The sequence below is a fragment of the Symbiopectobacterium sp. RP genome (assembly GCF_050472005.1).
Taxonomy (GTDB): domain Bacteria; phylum Pseudomonadota; class Gammaproteobacteria; order Enterobacterales; family Enterobacteriaceae; genus Symbiopectobacterium.
On record NZ_JBGOGS010000001.1, the window covers coordinates 1,648,059 to 1,664,180 of the forward strand.

Genomic DNA, 16,122 nt, shown 5'->3' on the forward strand with positions numbered 1-16,122 from the left:
TACCCCATGAAAAAGTCTACCCTACAAGTCTCCGCAGAACCAGATATTGCCGCTGATCCCTTGCATGAACTCATTCGTAATGGTGCCAGGCAACTAATAGCTGCCGTCGTTGACGTTGAGCTCGAAGCCATGCTGCAACAACATGCTGAACGCCGCCTTGACGACGGGCGTCATGCTGTCGTTCGTAATGGCTATTTGCTACAGCGAACCATACAGACGGGTATTGGGGATGTTGAAATTAAAGTGCCAAGGTCAGGTATCGCAGCGGCAACGGAATATGCTTCAACAGCGCGTTGTTGCCGCCTTATCTGAAACCTGCAAAAAGCGTCGAAGAGTTGCTAGAATGGCTGTATAGAAAAGCGACTTAATTTTGATTACACCATATGGACTGAGAACAAAATCTCTGTATCGCAACCACTCTCTCTCTTTTTTTGCTTGTGCCCATTTATGCTCAATTGGGTTAAGATCTGGCGAATATGTAGGCAAATACTCCACCATATATAGCCAACCGACTTAAAAATGATTACAGCCAATGCCCTGATATGTGGCAAAAAATACAGCTAATTGTTATCAAAATAATGTCGCTTGGCTATATTCGGGGGTTTCGTGCTCAGCCAGCACCAGAGACAGTCGCTTTATTACCGCCTCGCCGATTGGCAGGCTTATCCCAAACTCCAGCAGAAAACCGTGGATCTGGTTAGTGGTTTTTACTTTATCTCTGATAAGAGATTCCCTGACCCGATGCAGCTTCACATATCGCCTCTGCATCAACAAAATCATTTTTATTGCTCTTGATAAACGGGCGCACAAACTGCGGAGAAATAAGTTTTGCTTCATGGCCGCTATCATTGATACGCCGCGCCATAAAGTGTGCCCTGGCACAAGCTTCCATAACAGGCACGTCGCCAAAAACTGCATTAGCTTTGTGCGTGTAAACTTCTTACGCAGAGGCGCCTTACCTGACTTATCCTGGCAATGAATGTGGAAAGAATGTTTACCGAGATCGATACCAATAAGAGTAACGTTTTCCATGATGGCCTCTCCTGAAAGAAAAACACCCTGCCAGCGTACCGCTCACAGAGTGGGGGTGACCATCTCATTAAGCCCGGACTTAGCGGCCCGGGCTTTTTATTCGCACAAGATACTTATGGATTACAGTGCGGCAATGGTGGCCTGCTGTTCCAATAGTTTGGCTTTCGCTACCGCATAGCCGTCACGTTTTTCACGCTCTTTGGCAATAACTGCCTCTGGTGCGTGCGCAACAAAGCCCTCATTGGAGAGCTTGCTGTCGATGCGGTTGATTTCCGCTTCAACCTTGGCAACTTCCTTCGCCAAACGCTCCAGCTCTGCGTCTTTATCGACCAGATCCAGCATCGGGATCAGCAGCTCCGCGCCGTCCAGCAGGGAAGTGACCGATACCGGGCCTTTTTCACCGGCAGGCAACAGTTGAACGCTTGCCAAACGCGCTAGGGTTTGGATAAAGCTGCGGTTCGCTTCCACGCGGCGTTGCGTTTCCGGCGTTGCATCACGCAACAGCACATCGAGCGGTTTACCCGGCGCGATGTTCATCTCGGCGCGAATATTACGCACGGCGGTGATCGCCTGCTTGATCCATTCCAGAGCGGCCAGCGCCTGCGCATCTTCTGCGGTGGCATCATAGGTCGGAAACGGTTGCAGCATGATGGTATCGTCGGTAACGCCTTTCAGTACTTTGACCTGCTGCCAGATGGTTTCGGTAATGAATGGAATGATCGGGTGCGCCAGACGCAGCAGTGCTTCCAACACGGTAACCAGCGTGTGCCGCGTGCCGCGCAGCTCCGCCTCGCTGCCACCGTTCATCACCGGTTTAGCCAGCTCCAGATACCAGTCACAGAACTGGTTCCAGGTGAACTCATACAGGATACCGGCAGCAATATCGAAGCGGTAACCGTCCAGCGCGTCGCGGAAGGCTTTCACCGTGCGGTTGAATTCGGCCAAAATCCAACGATCGGCCAGTGACAGCACTTTCTCACCGCCGTTAAAACCGCAATCTTGCCCTTCGGTGTTCATCAGCACAAAACGGCTGGCGTTCCACAGTTTGTTACAGAAGTTGCGGTAACCTTCCAGACGCTTCATGTCCCAGTTAATATCACGACCGGTCGATGCAAGTGCCGCCAGCGTGAAGCGCAGGGCATCCGTACCGTGCGGTTCGATACCGTTCGGGAACTGTTTCTCGGTACGCTTGCGGATTTTCTCCGCCAGCTGCGGCTGCATCATGTTGCCGGTTCGTTTTTCCAGCAGCGCCTCAAGCGAGATGCCGTCTATCATGTCCAGCGGATCGATCACGTTCCCTTTGGACTTGGACATCTTCTGCCCTTCTTCATCGCGGATAAGCCCGGTCATGTAGACGGTATGGAACGGTACCTGCGGTTTGCCTTCGTCATCTTTCACGAAGTGCATGGTCAGCATGATCATGCGCGCAATCCAGAAGAAGATGATGTCGAAGCCGCTCACCATCACGCTGCTCGGATGGAACGCTTTCAACTCTGGCGTCTGTTCCGGCCAGCCGAGGGTGGAGAAGGTCCACAGCCCGGAGGAGAACCAGGTGTCCAGCACGTCTTCATCCTGGCGCAGTTCAACCGCGTCGGCGAGCTGATAGTCGCGGCGCACTTCCGCTTCATCGCGGCCTACGTAATAAACCTTGCCGCTGCTGTCGTACCACGCAGGAATACGGTGACCCCACCATAATTGGCGCGAGATACACCAGTCCTGAATGTCACGCATCCAGCTAAAATACATATTCTCGTACTGCTTCGGCACAAACTGGATACGGCCATCTTCCACCGCTTTCACCGCCGGTTTCGCCAGTACGCCAGCACGCACGTACCACTGGTCGGTCAGCATCGGTTCGATGACCACGCCGCCGCGATCGCCGTAGGGAACGGTCAGATCGTGCGGTTTGATCTCATCGAGCAAGCCCAACTCATCGAGCTTGGCAACCACCGCTTTACGAGCGGCGAAACGCTCGACGCCACGCAGGAAATCAGGAATGTCGTTGCTGTATACCGTGCTGGCTTCGCCGTTGGTATCAAACACTTCAGCTTCCTGACGGATGTCTCCATCGAACGTCAGGATGTTGATCATCGGCAACTGGTGACGTTTACCGACTTCATAGTCGTTAAAATCGTGCGCCGGCGTGATCTTCACGCAGCCTGTACCTTTTTCCATGTCGGCGTGTTCATCAGCGACGATCGGAATACTGCGATTCACCAGCGGCAGGATCAGGAACTTGCCGATCAGATCTTTGTAACGAGGATCTTCTGGGTTGACCGCAACACCGGTATCCCCCAGCACGGTTTCCGGACGTGTGGTGGCGACCACCAAATAGTCTTTGCCATCAGCGGTTTTTGCGCCATCGGCCAGCGGGTAGCGCAGGTGCCACATGGAGCCTTTGCTCTCGCGGTTTTCCACTTCCAGATCGGAGATGGCGGTGCGCAGTTTCGGGTCCCAGTTCACCAGGCGCTTGCCACGGTAGATCAAGTCTTCTTTATACAGACGAACGAATACCTCTTTCACCGCGTTGGACAGACCTTCATCCATGGTGAAGCGCTCGCGCTCCCAGTCCAGCGAGTTACCAAGACGACGCATTTGGCGGGTAATGGTGCCGCCGGACTCTGCTTTCCATTGCCAGATTTTTTCGATAAAGGCATCGCGACCATAATCGTGGCGCGTTTTGCCCTCTTCAGCAGCGATTTTACGCTCAACCACCATCTGGGTGGCGATACCCGCATGGTCAGTACCCGCCTGCCACAGCGTGTTTTTCCCTTGCATACGCTGATAGCGAATCAGGGTATCCATAATGGTTTGTTGGAACGCATGGCCCATATGCAAGCTGCCGGTGACGTTCGGCGGCGGGATCATGATGCTGAAGCTTTCCTTACTCGTGTCACCGTTTGGCTTAAAGTAGCCTTGCTGTTCCCAGCGCTCATAGAGCGGCTGTTCGATATCTTTCGGGTTATATTTGGTATCCATTATGTCTACTATTCAGTGCGTTGGCGGCATCGCCGTAGTCAATTGAAAGCCGAAGCTGCGATACGCTTTGTAGCGATCGCGCGCCAACGGTTTCAGGGATTCTTCATGAGGGACAAAGTCTATCACTTCATGGAAAGCGGTGGCAAAATCTGCGAACTGCGGCAGGAGGCTGATCAGCACATCGCGTGAGGTGCTGCCCCGGCGTTGAGGCCAGGCCAGCTCGACGGGCGCGCCCTGTCGCGGGCCTTCGCCAGCAAGGTTATGCGGCACAAAGGCGCTGGCGTCGCGCTGCCACAGTGCATCGTCCAGTCGCAACGCTTGCTGCTCATCTTCACAGGCGATCAGCACACGCTGCCCGCTGCGCCAACGTTCCGCTGCCAGCTCGCAGGCCAGCGCCTCACAGGCACTAAGCCCATCGACATCGTCACTGTGTTCGAGAAGGTAGAACGTTGCGTTTTTCATTGTTTACTGTAGGTGAGGGGACGATATAAACCGGCCCTAGGTTGCTGACAATGTCTGTTCTCTGAGGCATTCCTACAAACTTATTCTCATTCTCGCGAACTTACCGTCATTCCTGCGTAGGCGGGAATCGCTCGCAGAGGAAACTCGTACTTCTTGTAAGAGGTCCCCGGCTGTTGCCGAGGACCACAGAGAACGGCCTCTTTTTATTCTACGTCATTTAACCCGGCGCGATTAAGCAGGAACTGCGACAACATGGCCACTGGACGGCCCGTTGCCCCTTTAGCCTTACCGGAACGCCAGGCTGTGCCCGCGATATCCAAGTGTGCCCAGTTGTATTTGCGGGTAAAGCGCGACAGGAAGCACGCGGCGGTAATTGCACCGCCGGGACGTCCGCCGATGTTCGCCACATCGGCGAAGTTCGACTCCAACTGCTCCTGAAACTCATCGCCCATCGGCAAACGCCAGGCGCGGTCGCCCGCTTGCTCTGATGCTCCGAGCAGTTCGTGCGCCAGCGGGTTATGGTTCGACATCAATCCGGTAAGGTGATGACCGAGCGCGATCACGCAGGCACCGGTCAGGGTGGCGATATCAATCACCAGTTCCGGCTCGTAGCGTTCCACATAGGTCAGTGCATCGCACAGCACCAAACGGCCTTCGGCATCGGTATTCAGCACTTCAACCGTTTGACCCGACATGGTAGTTAACACATCGCACGGACGATAGGCGCGGCCATCAACCATGTTTTCACAGCCAGCCAATACCCCAACAATATTCAGCGGCAGCGCCAGCTCGGCGGCCATGCGCATTACGCCGTATACCGTAGCGGCACCGCACATGTCGTACTTCATTTCATCCATGCTGTCGGCTGGCTTGATCGAGATACCACCGGAATCAAAGGTCAGACCTTTTCCAACCAGCACGATAGGGCGATTTTCCGGATTAGGATCGCCTTTGTACTCAATCACTGACATCAGCGATTCATTTTGCGAGCCTTGCCCAACGGCCAGATAGGCGTTCATGCCTAGCTCTTTCATCTGCTGTTCGCCAATCACGCGCGTCACGATGTTCGGGCTGTAGGTGTCCGCCAGTTGACGTGCCTGCGAGGCCAGATAGCCAGCGTTACAGATATTCGGCGGCATATTGCCGAGATCTTTCGCGGCCTTGATGCCTGCGGCAATGGCAAGTCCGTGCTGAATGGCGCGCTCGCCACTGGTGAGTTCACGGCGCGTTGGCACATTGAACACCAGTTTGCGCAGCGGACGACGCAGTTCGACCTTATTGCTTTTCAACTGATCGAAGGTGTAGAGCGTCTCTTTTGCTGTCTCTACCGCCTGACGCACTTTCCAATAGGTGTTGCGTCCTTTGACATGCAACTCGGTCAGGAAGCAAACGGCTTCCATTGAGCCGGTGTCATTCAGCGCATTGATGGTTTTTTGGATGATTTGCTTATATTGCCGCTCATCCAGTTCACGCTCTTTCCCGCAGCCAATCAGCAGAATACGTTCTGACAGAATATTCGGCACGTAGTGCAACAGTAGGGATTGCCCCACTTTGCCTTCCAACTCGCCGCGGCGCAGGAGTGCGCTGATATAACCGTCGCTGATTTTGTCCAATTGTTCGGCAATAGGGGACAGGCGGCGAGGCTCAAACACGCCGACGACAATGCAGGCACTGCGTTGTTTTTCCGGGCTACCGCTTTTTACACTGAACTCCATGTACTCTCCTGAATCTTAAAGACAAAGACGGTGCCAATGGCTAGAATGTGACACTCCGTAATACTTTCCCGCCGTTACACTTACCTAACCTGTGTTAATCTTAACGGCGCGACGAATCTGTTTTGGTGATGATAAGCAGGTTCTGATACAACGCCGGGCGCGCGGTATGCTGTAATGCATCATAGCGAAAAAGGTTGCCACAAATGCGTATAAATGGCGAGTTAGCGATGAAATTATCGACTTTCCTGCAAAAAGACAAGTTTTCACAGGTTTAATTAAGCGTGATCATCATTCGATATCTGGTACGGGAAACCTTTAAGAGCCAACTGGCCATCCTTTTTATTCTGTTACTGATCTTCTTTTGTCAGAAGCTGGTGCGGATATTGGGTGCGGCAGTTGATGGTGAAATTCCGGCAAACTTAGTGCTCTCCCTGCTGGGGCTGGGCGTGCCTGAAATGGCGCAGCTCATTCTGCCCTTGAGCCTGTTTTTAGGGCTGCTGATGACATTCAGCCGCATGTATACCGAGAGCGAAATCACCGTTATGTATGCCTGTGGACTGGGCAAAACGGTGCTGCTCAAGGCCGCCTTTATTCTGGCGGTGATGACCGGTGCGGTGGCGATGATCAATGCGCTGTGGGTCAGCCCATGGTCTTCGCGCCATCAGGATATCGTGATGGCAGAAGCCAAGGCCAACCCGAGCGTCGCGGCTCTGGTGGAAGGCCAGTTTCAATCGGCGCAGGGCGGCAATGCCGTGCTGTTTGTCGGCGATGTCAAAGGGCAGGAGTTTGAGCATGTGTTTCTGGCACAGTTGCGCCCGAGCGGCAACGCGCGTCCTTCGGTAGTGATTGCCGACCGTGGGCGTGTGGACGTTGACCAAAACGGTGCACAGGTGGTGATGCTCAACAAGGGCTCCCGCTACGAAGGCACGGCAATGTTGAGGGATTTCCGTATCACGGATTTCACCAACTATCAGGCAGTTATCGGGCACCAGAATGTGTCGCTCCAGAACACCGGCGTAGAACAGATGACGATGCGCCAGCTGTGGCAGTCGGATGAGAACGCCGTGCGTGCCGAGTTTCATTGGCGCATTACGCTGGTGCTTTCGGTGCTGATCATGGCGATTATTGTGGTGCCGCTCAGTGCGGTAAACCCACGCCAAGGGCGCGTGCTGAGCATGTTGCCCGCCATGCTGCTTTATCTGATTTTCTTCCTGTTGCAAAGCTCGCTGCGTTCCAATGTCAGCAAGGGGAAAATTGACCCAATGGTGTGGATCTGGCTGACCAATCTGGCCTATATCGGGATTGCGTTGCTGCTTAATGTCTGGGACAGCGTGCCTCTGCGCCGGTTGCGCGCGCGGGTGAAAGTACAAGGAGCCGCCTGATGTTTGGGGTACTGGATCGCTATATCGGCAAAACTATTTTTAATACCATCATGATGACGTTGTTCATGCTGGTTTCGCTCTCGGGCATCATCAAGTTTGTCGATCAGCTGCGCAAAGTAGGGCGCGGCGACTATACCGCACTGTGCGCGGGCCTCTATACCCTGCTGAGCGTGCCAAAGGATATTGAAATCTTTTTCCCGATGGCGGCGCTGCTCGGTGCGCTGCTGGGGCTGGGGACACTGGCGACACGCAGCGAACTGGTGGTCATGCAGGCCTCTGGTTTTACCCGCTTACAGATTGCTGGGGCGGTGATGAAAACCGCTATTCCGTTAGTGTTGCTTACCATGGCGATTGGCGAATGGATTTCACCTGCTGGTGAACAGATGGCGCACAACTACCGCTCGCAGATGATGTACGGCGGCTCGATGCTCTCGACCCAGAACGGGCTGTGGGCGAAAGACGGCAACGACTTTATCTATATTGAACGTGTGGTGGGGGATAAAGAGCTGGCGGGAGTGAATATCTACCAGTTCGACCCGGAACAAAAACTGCTCTCCGTGCGCTACGCTGCCTCTGCGGAATTTGATGACGATGCCAAGCTGTGGCAACTCTCTCAGGTTGATGAATCTAACCTGCGCGATGGCAAACAGATTTCGGGCAGCCAGACCATCAGCGGAGAGTGGAAAACCACCCTGACGCCAGACAAACTCTGCGTCGTGGCACTGGACCCGGACGCACTCTCGATTCGCGGCCTGTACGACTACATCAACTATCTGAAGCAGAGCGGGCAGGAAGCGGGCCGTTACAAGCTGAACATGTGGAACAAGACGTTCGCCCCGCTGTCGGTGGCGGTGATGATGCTGATGGCGCTCTCCTTTATCTTTGGGCCATTGCGCAATGTGCCTGCGGGCGTGCGTATCGTCACCGGTATCAGCTTTGGCTTCCTGTTTTACGTGCTGGACAAGGTATTTGGTCAGCTCAGTCTGGTGTATGGTCTACCACCGTTGCTGGGCGCGCTGGTGCCGAGCCTGCTGTTTATGGTTATCAGTCTGCTGCTGCTGTTATAGCTAAACGACTTAATTTTGATTGCATTATTTAAATGAGCTATTCAATTGATTTTAGACGTAAAGTGATATCTACACGGGAAGAAGAAGGGTTGAGTATCCGAGAAACAGCGAAGCAATTTCGGATTGGCCCTGCCTCTGTATCGCGTTGGATTAATCAAATAGCCTCAAAAGCATCGACCACGCGTCAGCGAAAGATCGATAAATCCGAGTTGATGAAAGATGTTGAACCATATCCAGATGCTTACCAAAAAGAACGTGCAGAGCGTTTTGGCGTTTGTCAGAAGGCCATTTGGCCAGCTCTTAAAAAGCTGGGATTGACCTATAAAAAAACGCTACGTTATCCGAAAGCCGACGAAAGCGCCCGGCAAGCATTTCAACAAAAAAAAACAGTATGAAAAAGAAGGTAAACCTATTGTTTTTATTGATGAAAGTGGTTTTCCACACGATACCCCACGGACTCACGGCTATTCCCCAAAAGGTCAACGGTGTTTTGGGCTGAAGAACTGGGGAGCCAAGGGAAGAACAAATGTTATCGGCGCTTTATTAGGCACAACGCTGTTTGCTATCGGATTATTTGATATCAATATTAACAGCGATGTTTTCTATTCCTGGGTCACACAAGTCCTTATCCCAGTACTCCCTAAAAACAGGGTAATCGTGATGGACAATGCAACTTTTCACAAAAAAATAATATTCAACAAGTCATCATCGATGCAGGGTATATGGTGGAGTATTTGCCTACATATTCGCCAGATCTCAACCCCATTGAGCATAAATGGGCACAAGCAAAAAGCAAAAAAAGAGAGAGTGGTTGCGATACAGAGATTTTGTTCTCAGTCCATATAGTGTAATCAAAGTTAAGTCGCTTGGCTATAACACGACGCTGAGTGCATCCGGCACGTCATCGCGTGCCGGTAAAATGCGCAGAAAAGTGTGCTGGCGCTGTTTTTTTCAGCATTCAACGCGCCAGAGTGCGGAATAGTGTTGTGTCATCAATCTCAAACGGTATAATGCACCTCGTTTTCCGCATACTACTTCAGTGCCGAAGTGGCGAAATCGGTAGACGCAGTTGATTCAAAATCAACCGTTGAAAGACGTGCCGGTTCGAGTCCGGCCTTCGGCATAAACCACTCTTCTTTTGACGTTTTCTGAAGTCTACCTTTATCAAAAAAATCCTTATAAACTAATAGATTACTGTCTTTACTAGTCTTTTCAGGTATCTTGTGGTCTATCCCCCTTTGGGGGCATAATTGGGGGCACCCCACTTCGATCAGGATTTGTGCCCCCAAAATGAAGCTTAATGTTCGACAAATTGATACTGCAAAGCCAAAGGACAGAGCCTACAAGATGGCTGATGGCGGCGGGTTGTACCTTGAAGTATCCCCAAAAGGTTCAAAATACTGGCGTATGAAATATCGCCGTCCATCTGATAAGAAAGAGGATCGGCTTGCTTTCGGTGTTTACCCCACAACCACACTCGCAGAAGCCCGAGTAAAGCGTGATACTGCGAAGAAGCTACTGTCACAAGGAATTGATCCAAAAGTTGAACAGAAGGGAGCACAAGCTGAAATTGAGGGGGCATATTTATTTGAAACCATCGCCAGACAATGGCATGCAAGTAATCTCACATGGAGTGAAGACCACCACTGTCGTGTACTGCTGACACTCGAGCAGTATGTTTTCCCTTCGATTGGGCTTTGTTGAATAAATCAGAACCTGTAACGACTGCGCCCATACGGGTCGATTGTTACGTGATGCGAATACTGTTCGGCATTCCTAATAGCGTGATCAGGTTAAGCGCTTTGACCATGGCCATGGCTTCACCCACCTGAGCATCGTAGTCTCTCAGACTTAGATGACCACCCAGAAGCCTCTTGAACCGGAACATGGCCGTTTCAGCCACTGAGCGCCGGTGATAGCCCACTTTCTTTTTCCAGATATCGTTACTACCGCTAATGCGCTGATTTGCAACAGCGGGGTTACGCTCGTGGTAGCGATCTTGCCAATATTGCACCCCCCTTCGTGGCGGGATAAGCGGCCTTATTTTCTTCCTCAGCAGAGCATCATAGCAGTAAACTGTATCCTAAGCGCCGTTAGCCGATGCCTCTCTGATTTTCCGGTGGGTCTGGTTTATCAGCGCCGGTAGAGCTTGGGCATCAGTCGTACCACTGAGCGACAAATCCGCACAGATAATCTCATGCGTCACACTGTCTACTGCCAGGTGCAGCTTACGCCATACCCTGCGTCTGTCGGCACCATGCTGCCGGACTTTCCATTCACCTTCGCCAAAGACCTTCAGGCCGGTTCCATCAATGACCAGATGTGAGATTTCACCACGGGTTGGCGTTTTTATGCTGATGTTCACTGTCTTTGCTCGCTTGCTGAGCAGCGAATAGTCTGGACAATGCAGCGACAATTTAATCAGTTTAAAAATCGAGTCAACAAAGCCCTGTAAAGCCCTCAATGAAAGGCCAAACACGCGTTTCATCATCAGGACTGTAGTGATGGCCATATCTGAGTAGTGGAGCGGTCGTCCACGCCGTTCAGTAGTGTTTTTTTCCGTCCATGCAGCAATGGCTGATTTATCTAGCCATACGGTTAGAGAACAGCGCTGCTTGAGGGCCTTGTTATAAGAGGGCCAGTTGGTGATTTTAAAATTTTGTTTTGCCATGGAGAGCTGATTTTGAAACAACTGTGTTGATCTGCTCCGATGATTACCCAAAAGTTCTATTTATTCAACAAAGCCCTTCGATTGGTCAGCTTGATGCCAGAACGTTGAGAACCAGCCAGCTCCTTATGCCGGTTAAAGCTGTCGATGCCGCTGGTAAACATGACGTTGCACAGCGACTTCAACAGCGTGTGACGGCAATTATGCGTTTTGGTGTCCAGAATGACCTTTTACAATTTAATCCCGCCAATGATATGGCTGGAGCGCTTTTAAGCGTTAAATCAACCCATCATCCAGCACTACCCTCAAAAAGAATACCTGAACTTCTAGAACGACTATCGAACTACAGAGGGCGATTAATCACGCGGCTTGCAGTTGAATTAACATTGCTGACTTTTATTCGCTCAAGTGAGATGCGGTTTGCCCGGTGGAATGAAATTGATTTTGATCGCAGTGAATGGACTATACCCGGTATCCGTAAACCCATACCCGGCGTAAAGCATTCTGAACGTGGAATGAAAATGAAAACTGAACATATCGTTCCTCTCAGTAAGTAGGCTTTAAATGTATTTCAACAGCTATATACATTGAGTGGCAATCGTGAGGTTATATTTCCAAGTGACCATGACCCCAAAAAAGTAATGAGCGAGAATACTATAAATAGTGCTTTACGTGTTATGGGATATGACACCAAAACTGAAGTTTGCGGACATGGATTTAGAACGATGGCGCGAGGTGCTTTAAGTGAATCAAAGCTGTGGAATGATGATGCTATTGAAAGACAATTAAGCCACGTTGAACGTAAACATGTTAAAGGTTCATATATGCATACATCTGAATACATCTGAATACATAGAAGAAAGGAAGTTAATGCTTCAATGGTGGGCTGATTATATAGATGTAAATAAGGCAAACCCGACTTCGCCATATGATTTTGCATGTATTCATGGGAAGTAGATTGAGTGCTTAATTAATTGTTAGCTATAGTTGAGGTGACAAATGGATAATGTAAATACAGAAGATAAATATTTTTACTTTAAGCGTTTAACCTATAGCCAAGCGACATTATTTTGATAACAATTAGCTGTATTTTTTGCCACATATCAGGGCATTGGCTGTAATCATTTTTAAGTCGGTTGGCTATAAATGAGCTATTCAATTGATTTTAGACGTAAAGTGATATCTACACGGGAAGAAGAAGGGTTGAGTATCCGAGAAACAGCGAAGCAATTTCGGATTGGCCCTGCCTCTGTATCGCGTTGGATTAATCAAATAGCGTCAAAAGCATCGACCACGCGTCAGCGAAAGAGCGATAAATCCGAGTTGATAAAAGATGTTGAACCATATCCAGATGCTTACCAAAAAGAACGTGCAGAGCGTTTTGGCGTTTGTCAGAAGGCTATTTGGCAAGCTCTTAAAAAGCTGGGATTGACCTATAAAAAAAACGCTACGTCATCCGAAAGCCGACGAAAGCGCCCGGCAAGCATTTCAACAAAAAATACAACAGTATGAAAAAGAAGGTAAACCTATTGTTTTTATTGATGAAAGTGGTTTTCCACACGATACCCCACGGACTCACGGCTATTCCCCAAAAGGTCAACGGTGTTTTGGCCTGAAGAACTGGGGAGCCAAGGGAAGAACAAATGTTATCGGCGCTTTGAGCCTGTTTAAGATTTTGTGTAAATGCCTTTCCTCAGAAGTGACCGTCAAGACGCTCACCGAACTCGATAATAAAGCGACTCATTGCCATACGCCAGTCCTGTAAGGGCATCGTCCATTTCTGTGATGCCGCCTGGATTGCCAGCCATACGACCTTCTTCACCGAGTCATCAGTCGGGAACACCTTGCGTTTCTTGATTGCATGCCGGAGCACGCTGTTCAGTGATTCTATAGCGTTCGTCGTGTAGATTATAGCCAAGCGACTTAATTTTGATTACACCATATGGACTGAGAACAAAATCTCTGTATCGCAACCACTCTCTCTTTTTTTGCTTTTTGCTTGTGCCCATTTATGCTCAATGGGGTTAAGATCTGGCGAATATGTAGGCAAATGCTCCACCATATACCCTGTATCGATGATGACTTGTTGAATATTATGTTTTTTGTGAAAAGTTGCATTGTCCATCACGATTACCCTGTTTTTAGGGAGTACTGGGATAAGGACTTGTGTGACCCAGGAATAGAAAACATCGCTGTTAATATTGATATCAAATAATCCGATAGCAAACAGCGTTGTGCCTAATAACGCGCCGATAACATTTGTTCTTCCCTTGGCTCCCCAGTTCTTCAGGCCAAAACACCGTTGACCTTTTGGAGAATAGCCGTGAGTCCGTGGGGTATCGTGTGGAAAACCACTTTCATCAATAAAAACAATAGGTTTACCTTCTTTTTCATACTGTTGTATTTTTTGTTGAAATGCTTGCCGGGCGCTTTCGTCGGCTTTCGGATGACATAGAGTTTTTTTATAGGTCAATCCCAGCTTTTTAAGAGCTTGCCAAATAGCCTTCTGACAAACGCCAAAACGCTCTGCACGTTCTTTTTGGTAAGCATCTGGATATGGTTCAACATCTTTTATCAACTCGGATTTATCGCTCTTTCGCTGACGCGTGGTCGATGCTTTTGACGCTATTTGATTAATCCAACGCGATACAGAGGCAGGGCCAATCCGAAATTGCTTCGCTGTTTCTCGGATACTCAACCCTTCTTCTTCCCGTGTAGATATCACTTTACGTCTAAAATCAATTGAATAGCTCATTTAAATAATGTAATCAAAATTAAGTCGTTTAGCTATATCTTATGCCGCATGAAGTTGCACTGGTAATGTATGGCTTTGATTATGATATTAACGAAAAAGAGTTATCGACTGAGCAGTTAAAAAATGTTCATAAGTTAAGATCTGCTATAACAAGAAACCTACAGTTATTTGATGAGTATAAAAATGCAAGTGCAAAAAAAAGAGTAGAAGCAGATTTAGCATTAACGGCAGCTTATATTTTTCAGCGAGAAGGGATTGTTCCTGTTGAAGTTAAAGAAAGGATTTATGTTGCTTTACAACAGCAGGTTAAAAATAAAGATTGGGCTAATATTTTAACAAAGCTAGGTGGTTGTGAGTTATATTAAATAGGGAAAAGAATTCGAAATAATGCTAGAGGGCAATACAGGAAAATAATAGTTGGAAACTAATTGCATTGCTGGTAGAGCTTTTGAGTGAGCATGGGAAAGCTAACTATAAAGATCTAAGTGTGATTTATAATGATATTGTTTCGTTATGCTAGGAGAGAAATATATCACTTGATGGAATAAAGCAAGCAACATTTTATAAAAAAATAAAAATTTCCAGAGATATTATTAAATATGATAAGTAATTCACTTTAAAAGATTAACTGTTCGTTTGAAGCTCCGATATTAGCTAATAAGTGGCTGTAAAGGGTGATAGCTGGTGATGGAGCATCAGCGAAGCTCTAAAGTTATAAAATGATATTTATCATATGCTTATGTTATTTTTGTGCTCAAAAAATAGGCGACAAAAAACAACAAAGCACGACAATACACGACATTTTTATCAATACGTTACCGTCCATTTCGACTTGCAGACTCCCTTCCTTAGACGTGAAAAATCACATTCACCCCGAGCTGGAAATCCCGATGGCATACCGTAACCTGAGCAAGGTATACTGCGCCAATGACAACATCCTCACTCTCCCAACATGACTCCCTGTTCAAAAAGTTCCTCGGCGATATCACGGTCGCCCGAGACTTTCTGGAAATCCATTTGCCGCCTCATCTACGGGAACGCTGCGATTTCAGTACGCTGGCAATGGAGTCGGGCAGTTTTATCGAAGACGACCTGCGCACCCAGTGTTCGGATATGCTCTATTCCGTGCAGACAAAAACGGGGAAAGGCTATATCTACACATTGATCGAGCACCAGAGTAGGCCCGAGAAGTTGATGGCGTGGCGTTTAATGCGTTATAGCATGGCAGCCATGCAGCGGCACCTGGAGCAAGGCAACGAGACCTTGCCCGTGGTCATCCCGCTCCTGTTCTACCACGGCACCACGTCGCCCTACCCCTACAGCACCCAATGGCTCGATTGCTTTGCTGACCCTGAACTGGCAGAATCAGTCTATACACAGGCATTCCCGCTGGTCGATATTACCGCAATACCGGATGACGAAATCCTGACGCATAGGCGGGTAGCGCTGCTGGAGCTGGTGCAGAAACATATTCGTACACGGGATATGCTGGAACTGGTTAACGAGCTGGCCTGTCTGCTTGAGCAATGGGCAGTGCCCAAAGAGCAGTTCCGGGGCTTGATGTATTATATTCTCGAACGTGGCAATACCTCGAACGCCGAGCAGTTCTTGCAGGGGATCGCCACCAAAACCACGGATTACCGGGAGGACGTGATGACTATCGCAGAACAGCTTGAAGCCAAAGGTGAACAACGCGGCATTGAAAAAGGAATACTTCTTGGTCGCCAGGAAGGTCGCCAGGAAGGTCGCCAGGAAGGTCGCCAGGAAGGTCGCCAGGAAGGCGAGCATAGCGCCTCGCTCAACATTGCAAGGCAACTTATCGCCAACGGTGTTGAACGCACCATCGTCAAAATGTCGACCGGCCTGTCCGATGATGAACTGGCCACTCTGTTCGACGACCGACGCTAATTCCCCGTTTTTTCACCTTCGGGCGCTTCCGGCAAGATGATAGCCGGCGCTGTGCTGATATCCACCTGGTTTAGCAGTACACGGTATTTCTTCCACGCGACAAGCTGGGCCTTTTCTGCCTCCGTGGCCATATCGGGGTCTACTCCTGAAGGGG

General features: G+C 49.5%; 16 protein-coding genes, 1 tRNA gene and 7 pseudogenes. 13 read left to right on the forward strand and 11 right to left on the reverse strand.

The annotated features are described in order from the left end of the window. Positions 1-6 precede the first annotated feature (6 nt). Positions 7-359: pseudogene (locus tag ACD630_RS11025) on the forward strand (transposase); the annotation flags it as partial. On the opposite strand, the gene ACD630_RS11030 reads toward ACD630_RS11025, so the two are convergent. The 5 genes and pseudogenes from ACD630_RS11030 to pepA form a co-directional block, all read right to left on the reverse strand. After that, positions 283-498, reverse strand: a complete 216-nt coding sequence (locus ACD630_RS11030) for a transposase (RefSeq protein ID WP_430359076.1) — start codon at positions 496-498, stop codon at positions 283-285. The pseudogene ACD630_RS11025 and the gene ACD630_RS11030 overlap by 77 nt on opposite strands. 99 nt (positions 499-597) lie before the next feature. Further along, positions 598-1,032, reverse strand: a pseudogene (locus tag ACD630_RS11035) (IS110 family transposase); the annotation flags it as partial. A gap of 120 nt (positions 1,033-1,152) precedes the next feature. Further along, positions 1,153-4,011 (reverse strand): valine--tRNA ligase, encoded by a 2,859-nt coding sequence (locus ACD630_RS11040; protein ID WP_430359077.1) that lies wholly within the window; start codon positions 4,009-4,011, stop codon positions 1,153-1,155. A 12-nt stretch (positions 4,012-4,023) separates the two neighbouring features. Next, positions 4,024-4,473 carry a DNA polymerase III subunit chi gene (locus ACD630_RS11045; RefSeq protein WP_430359078.1) on the reverse strand — a complete coding sequence of 150 codons (450 nt, stop codon included), beginning with the start codon at positions 4,471-4,473 and terminating at the stop codon, positions 4,024-4,026. A 203-nt stretch (positions 4,474-4,676) separates the two neighbouring features. Then, on the reverse strand, positions 4,677-6,188 hold the full coding sequence (gene pepA, locus ACD630_RS11050; RefSeq protein WP_430359079.1) for a leucyl aminopeptidase: 1,512 nt from the start codon (positions 6,186-6,188) through the stop codon (positions 4,677-4,679). A 281-nt stretch (positions 6,189-6,469) separates the two neighbouring features. Here pepA and lptF point away from each other — a divergent pair, with 281 nt between their 5' ends. The 7 genes and pseudogenes from lptF to ACD630_RS11085 all read left to right on the forward strand — a co-directional run. After that, a complete protein-coding gene (gene lptF / locus ACD630_RS11055) occupies positions 6,470-7,570 on the forward strand; it encodes an LPS export ABC transporter permease LptF (RefSeq protein WP_430359080.1) in 1,101 nt (366 codons plus the stop codon). Next, entirely contained in the window at positions 7,570-8,637 is a 1,068-nt protein-coding gene (gene lptG / locus ACD630_RS11060) for an LPS export ABC transporter permease LptG (protein ID WP_430359081.1), read from the forward strand. The genes lptF and lptG overlap by 1 nt, the downstream gene beginning before the upstream one ends. A gap of 32 nt (positions 8,638-8,669) precedes the next feature. Then, positions 8,670-9,032, forward strand: coding sequence for an IS630 transposase-related protein (locus ACD630_RS11065; RefSeq protein WP_430359082.1), 363 nt, complete (start codon positions 8,670-8,672; stop codon positions 9,030-9,032). Between the two features lie 25 nt (positions 9,033-9,057). After that, positions 9,058-9,488: pseudogene (locus ACD630_RS11070) on the forward strand (transposase). Beyond that, complete coding sequence (locus ACD630_RS11075) at positions 9,413-9,619, forward strand: hypothetical protein (protein ID WP_430359083.1); 207 nt, start codon at positions 9,413-9,415, stop codon at positions 9,617-9,619. Before ACD630_RS11070 ends, ACD630_RS11075 begins: the two are co-directional and overlap by 76 nt. 59 nt (positions 9,620-9,678) lie before the next feature. Then, positions 9,679-9,760: transfer RNA gene (locus ACD630_RS11080), tRNA-Leu, on the forward strand. 167 nt (positions 9,761-9,927) lie between these two features. Next, positions 9,928-10,332, forward strand: a pseudogene (locus ACD630_RS11085) (tyrosine-type recombinase/integrase); the annotation flags it as partial. 52 nt (positions 10,333-10,384) lie between these two features. On the opposite strand, the pseudogene ACD630_RS11090 reads toward ACD630_RS11085, so the two are convergent. After that, positions 10,385-11,308 (reverse strand): annotated as a pseudogene (locus ACD630_RS11090) (IS5 family transposase). Between ACD630_RS11090 and ACD630_RS11095 the strand changes: the two are divergent. Then, positions 11,308-12,262: pseudogene (locus ACD630_RS11095) on the forward strand (tyrosine-type recombinase/integrase); the annotation flags it as partial. The pseudogenes ACD630_RS11090 and ACD630_RS11095 overlap by 1 nt on opposite strands. 79 nt (positions 12,263-12,341) lie before the next feature. Here ACD630_RS11095 and ACD630_RS11100 read toward each other — a convergent pair. Beyond that, positions 12,342-12,464, reverse strand: coding sequence for a hypothetical protein (locus tag ACD630_RS11100; protein WP_430359084.1), 123 nt, complete (start codon positions 12,462-12,464; stop codon positions 12,342-12,344). Here ACD630_RS11100 and ACD630_RS11105 point away from each other — a divergent pair. Together ACD630_RS11105 and ACD630_RS11110 are read left to right on the forward strand one after the other, a co-directional pair. Continuing rightward, positions 12,452-12,817 (forward strand): IS630 transposase-related protein, encoded by a 366-nt coding sequence (locus ACD630_RS11105; protein WP_430359085.1) that lies wholly within the window; start codon positions 12,452-12,454, stop codon positions 12,815-12,817. The genes ACD630_RS11100 and ACD630_RS11105 overlap by 13 nt on opposite strands. A gap of 25 nt (positions 12,818-12,842) precedes the next feature. Further along, entirely contained in the window at positions 12,843-13,070 is a 228-nt protein-coding gene (locus ACD630_RS11110) for a transposase (protein ID WP_430359992.1), read from the forward strand. Here the strand turns inward: ACD630_RS11110 and ACD630_RS11115 are convergent. From ACD630_RS11115 to ACD630_RS11125, 3 genes and pseudogenes are all read right to left on the reverse strand, one after another. Then, positions 12,999-13,217: pseudogene (locus tag ACD630_RS11115) on the reverse strand (transposase); the annotation flags it as partial. The gene ACD630_RS11110 and the pseudogene ACD630_RS11115 sit on opposite strands and share 72 nt — an antisense overlap. After that, complete coding sequence (locus ACD630_RS11120; RefSeq protein ID WP_430359086.1) at positions 13,135-13,314, reverse strand: hypothetical protein; 180 nt, start codon at positions 13,312-13,314, stop codon at positions 13,135-13,137. The pseudogene ACD630_RS11115 and the gene ACD630_RS11120, both read right to left, overlap by 83 nt. Beyond that, the gene (locus tag ACD630_RS11125; protein WP_430359087.1) at positions 13,239-14,060 is read right to left on the reverse strand and encodes an IS630 family transposase; all 822 of its coding nucleotides are present in this window, start codon (positions 14,058-14,060) and stop codon (positions 13,239-13,241) included. The genes ACD630_RS11120 and ACD630_RS11125 overlap by 76 nt, the downstream gene beginning before the upstream one ends. A gap of 41 nt (positions 14,061-14,101) precedes the next feature. On the opposite strand from ACD630_RS11125, the gene ACD630_RS11130 reads away from it, so the two are divergent. Continuing rightward, positions 14,102-14,425: a hypothetical protein gene (locus ACD630_RS11130; protein WP_430359088.1), complete on the forward strand. Its 324-nt coding sequence runs from the start codon at positions 14,102-14,104 to the stop codon at positions 14,423-14,425. A gap of 562 nt (positions 14,426-14,987) precedes the next feature. Beyond that, positions 14,988-15,968, forward strand: coding sequence for an Rpn family recombination-promoting nuclease/putative transposase (locus tag ACD630_RS11135; RefSeq protein WP_430359089.1), 981 nt, complete (start codon positions 14,988-14,990; stop codon positions 15,966-15,968). Here ACD630_RS11135 and ACD630_RS11140 read toward each other — a convergent pair. Further along, positions 15,965-16,099: a tail fiber assembly protein gene (locus ACD630_RS11140; protein WP_430359090.1), complete on the reverse strand. Its 135-nt coding sequence runs from the start codon at positions 16,097-16,099 to the stop codon at positions 15,965-15,967. The genes ACD630_RS11135 and ACD630_RS11140 overlap by 4 nt on opposite strands. Between the last annotated feature and the right edge of the window lie 23 nt (positions 16,100-16,122).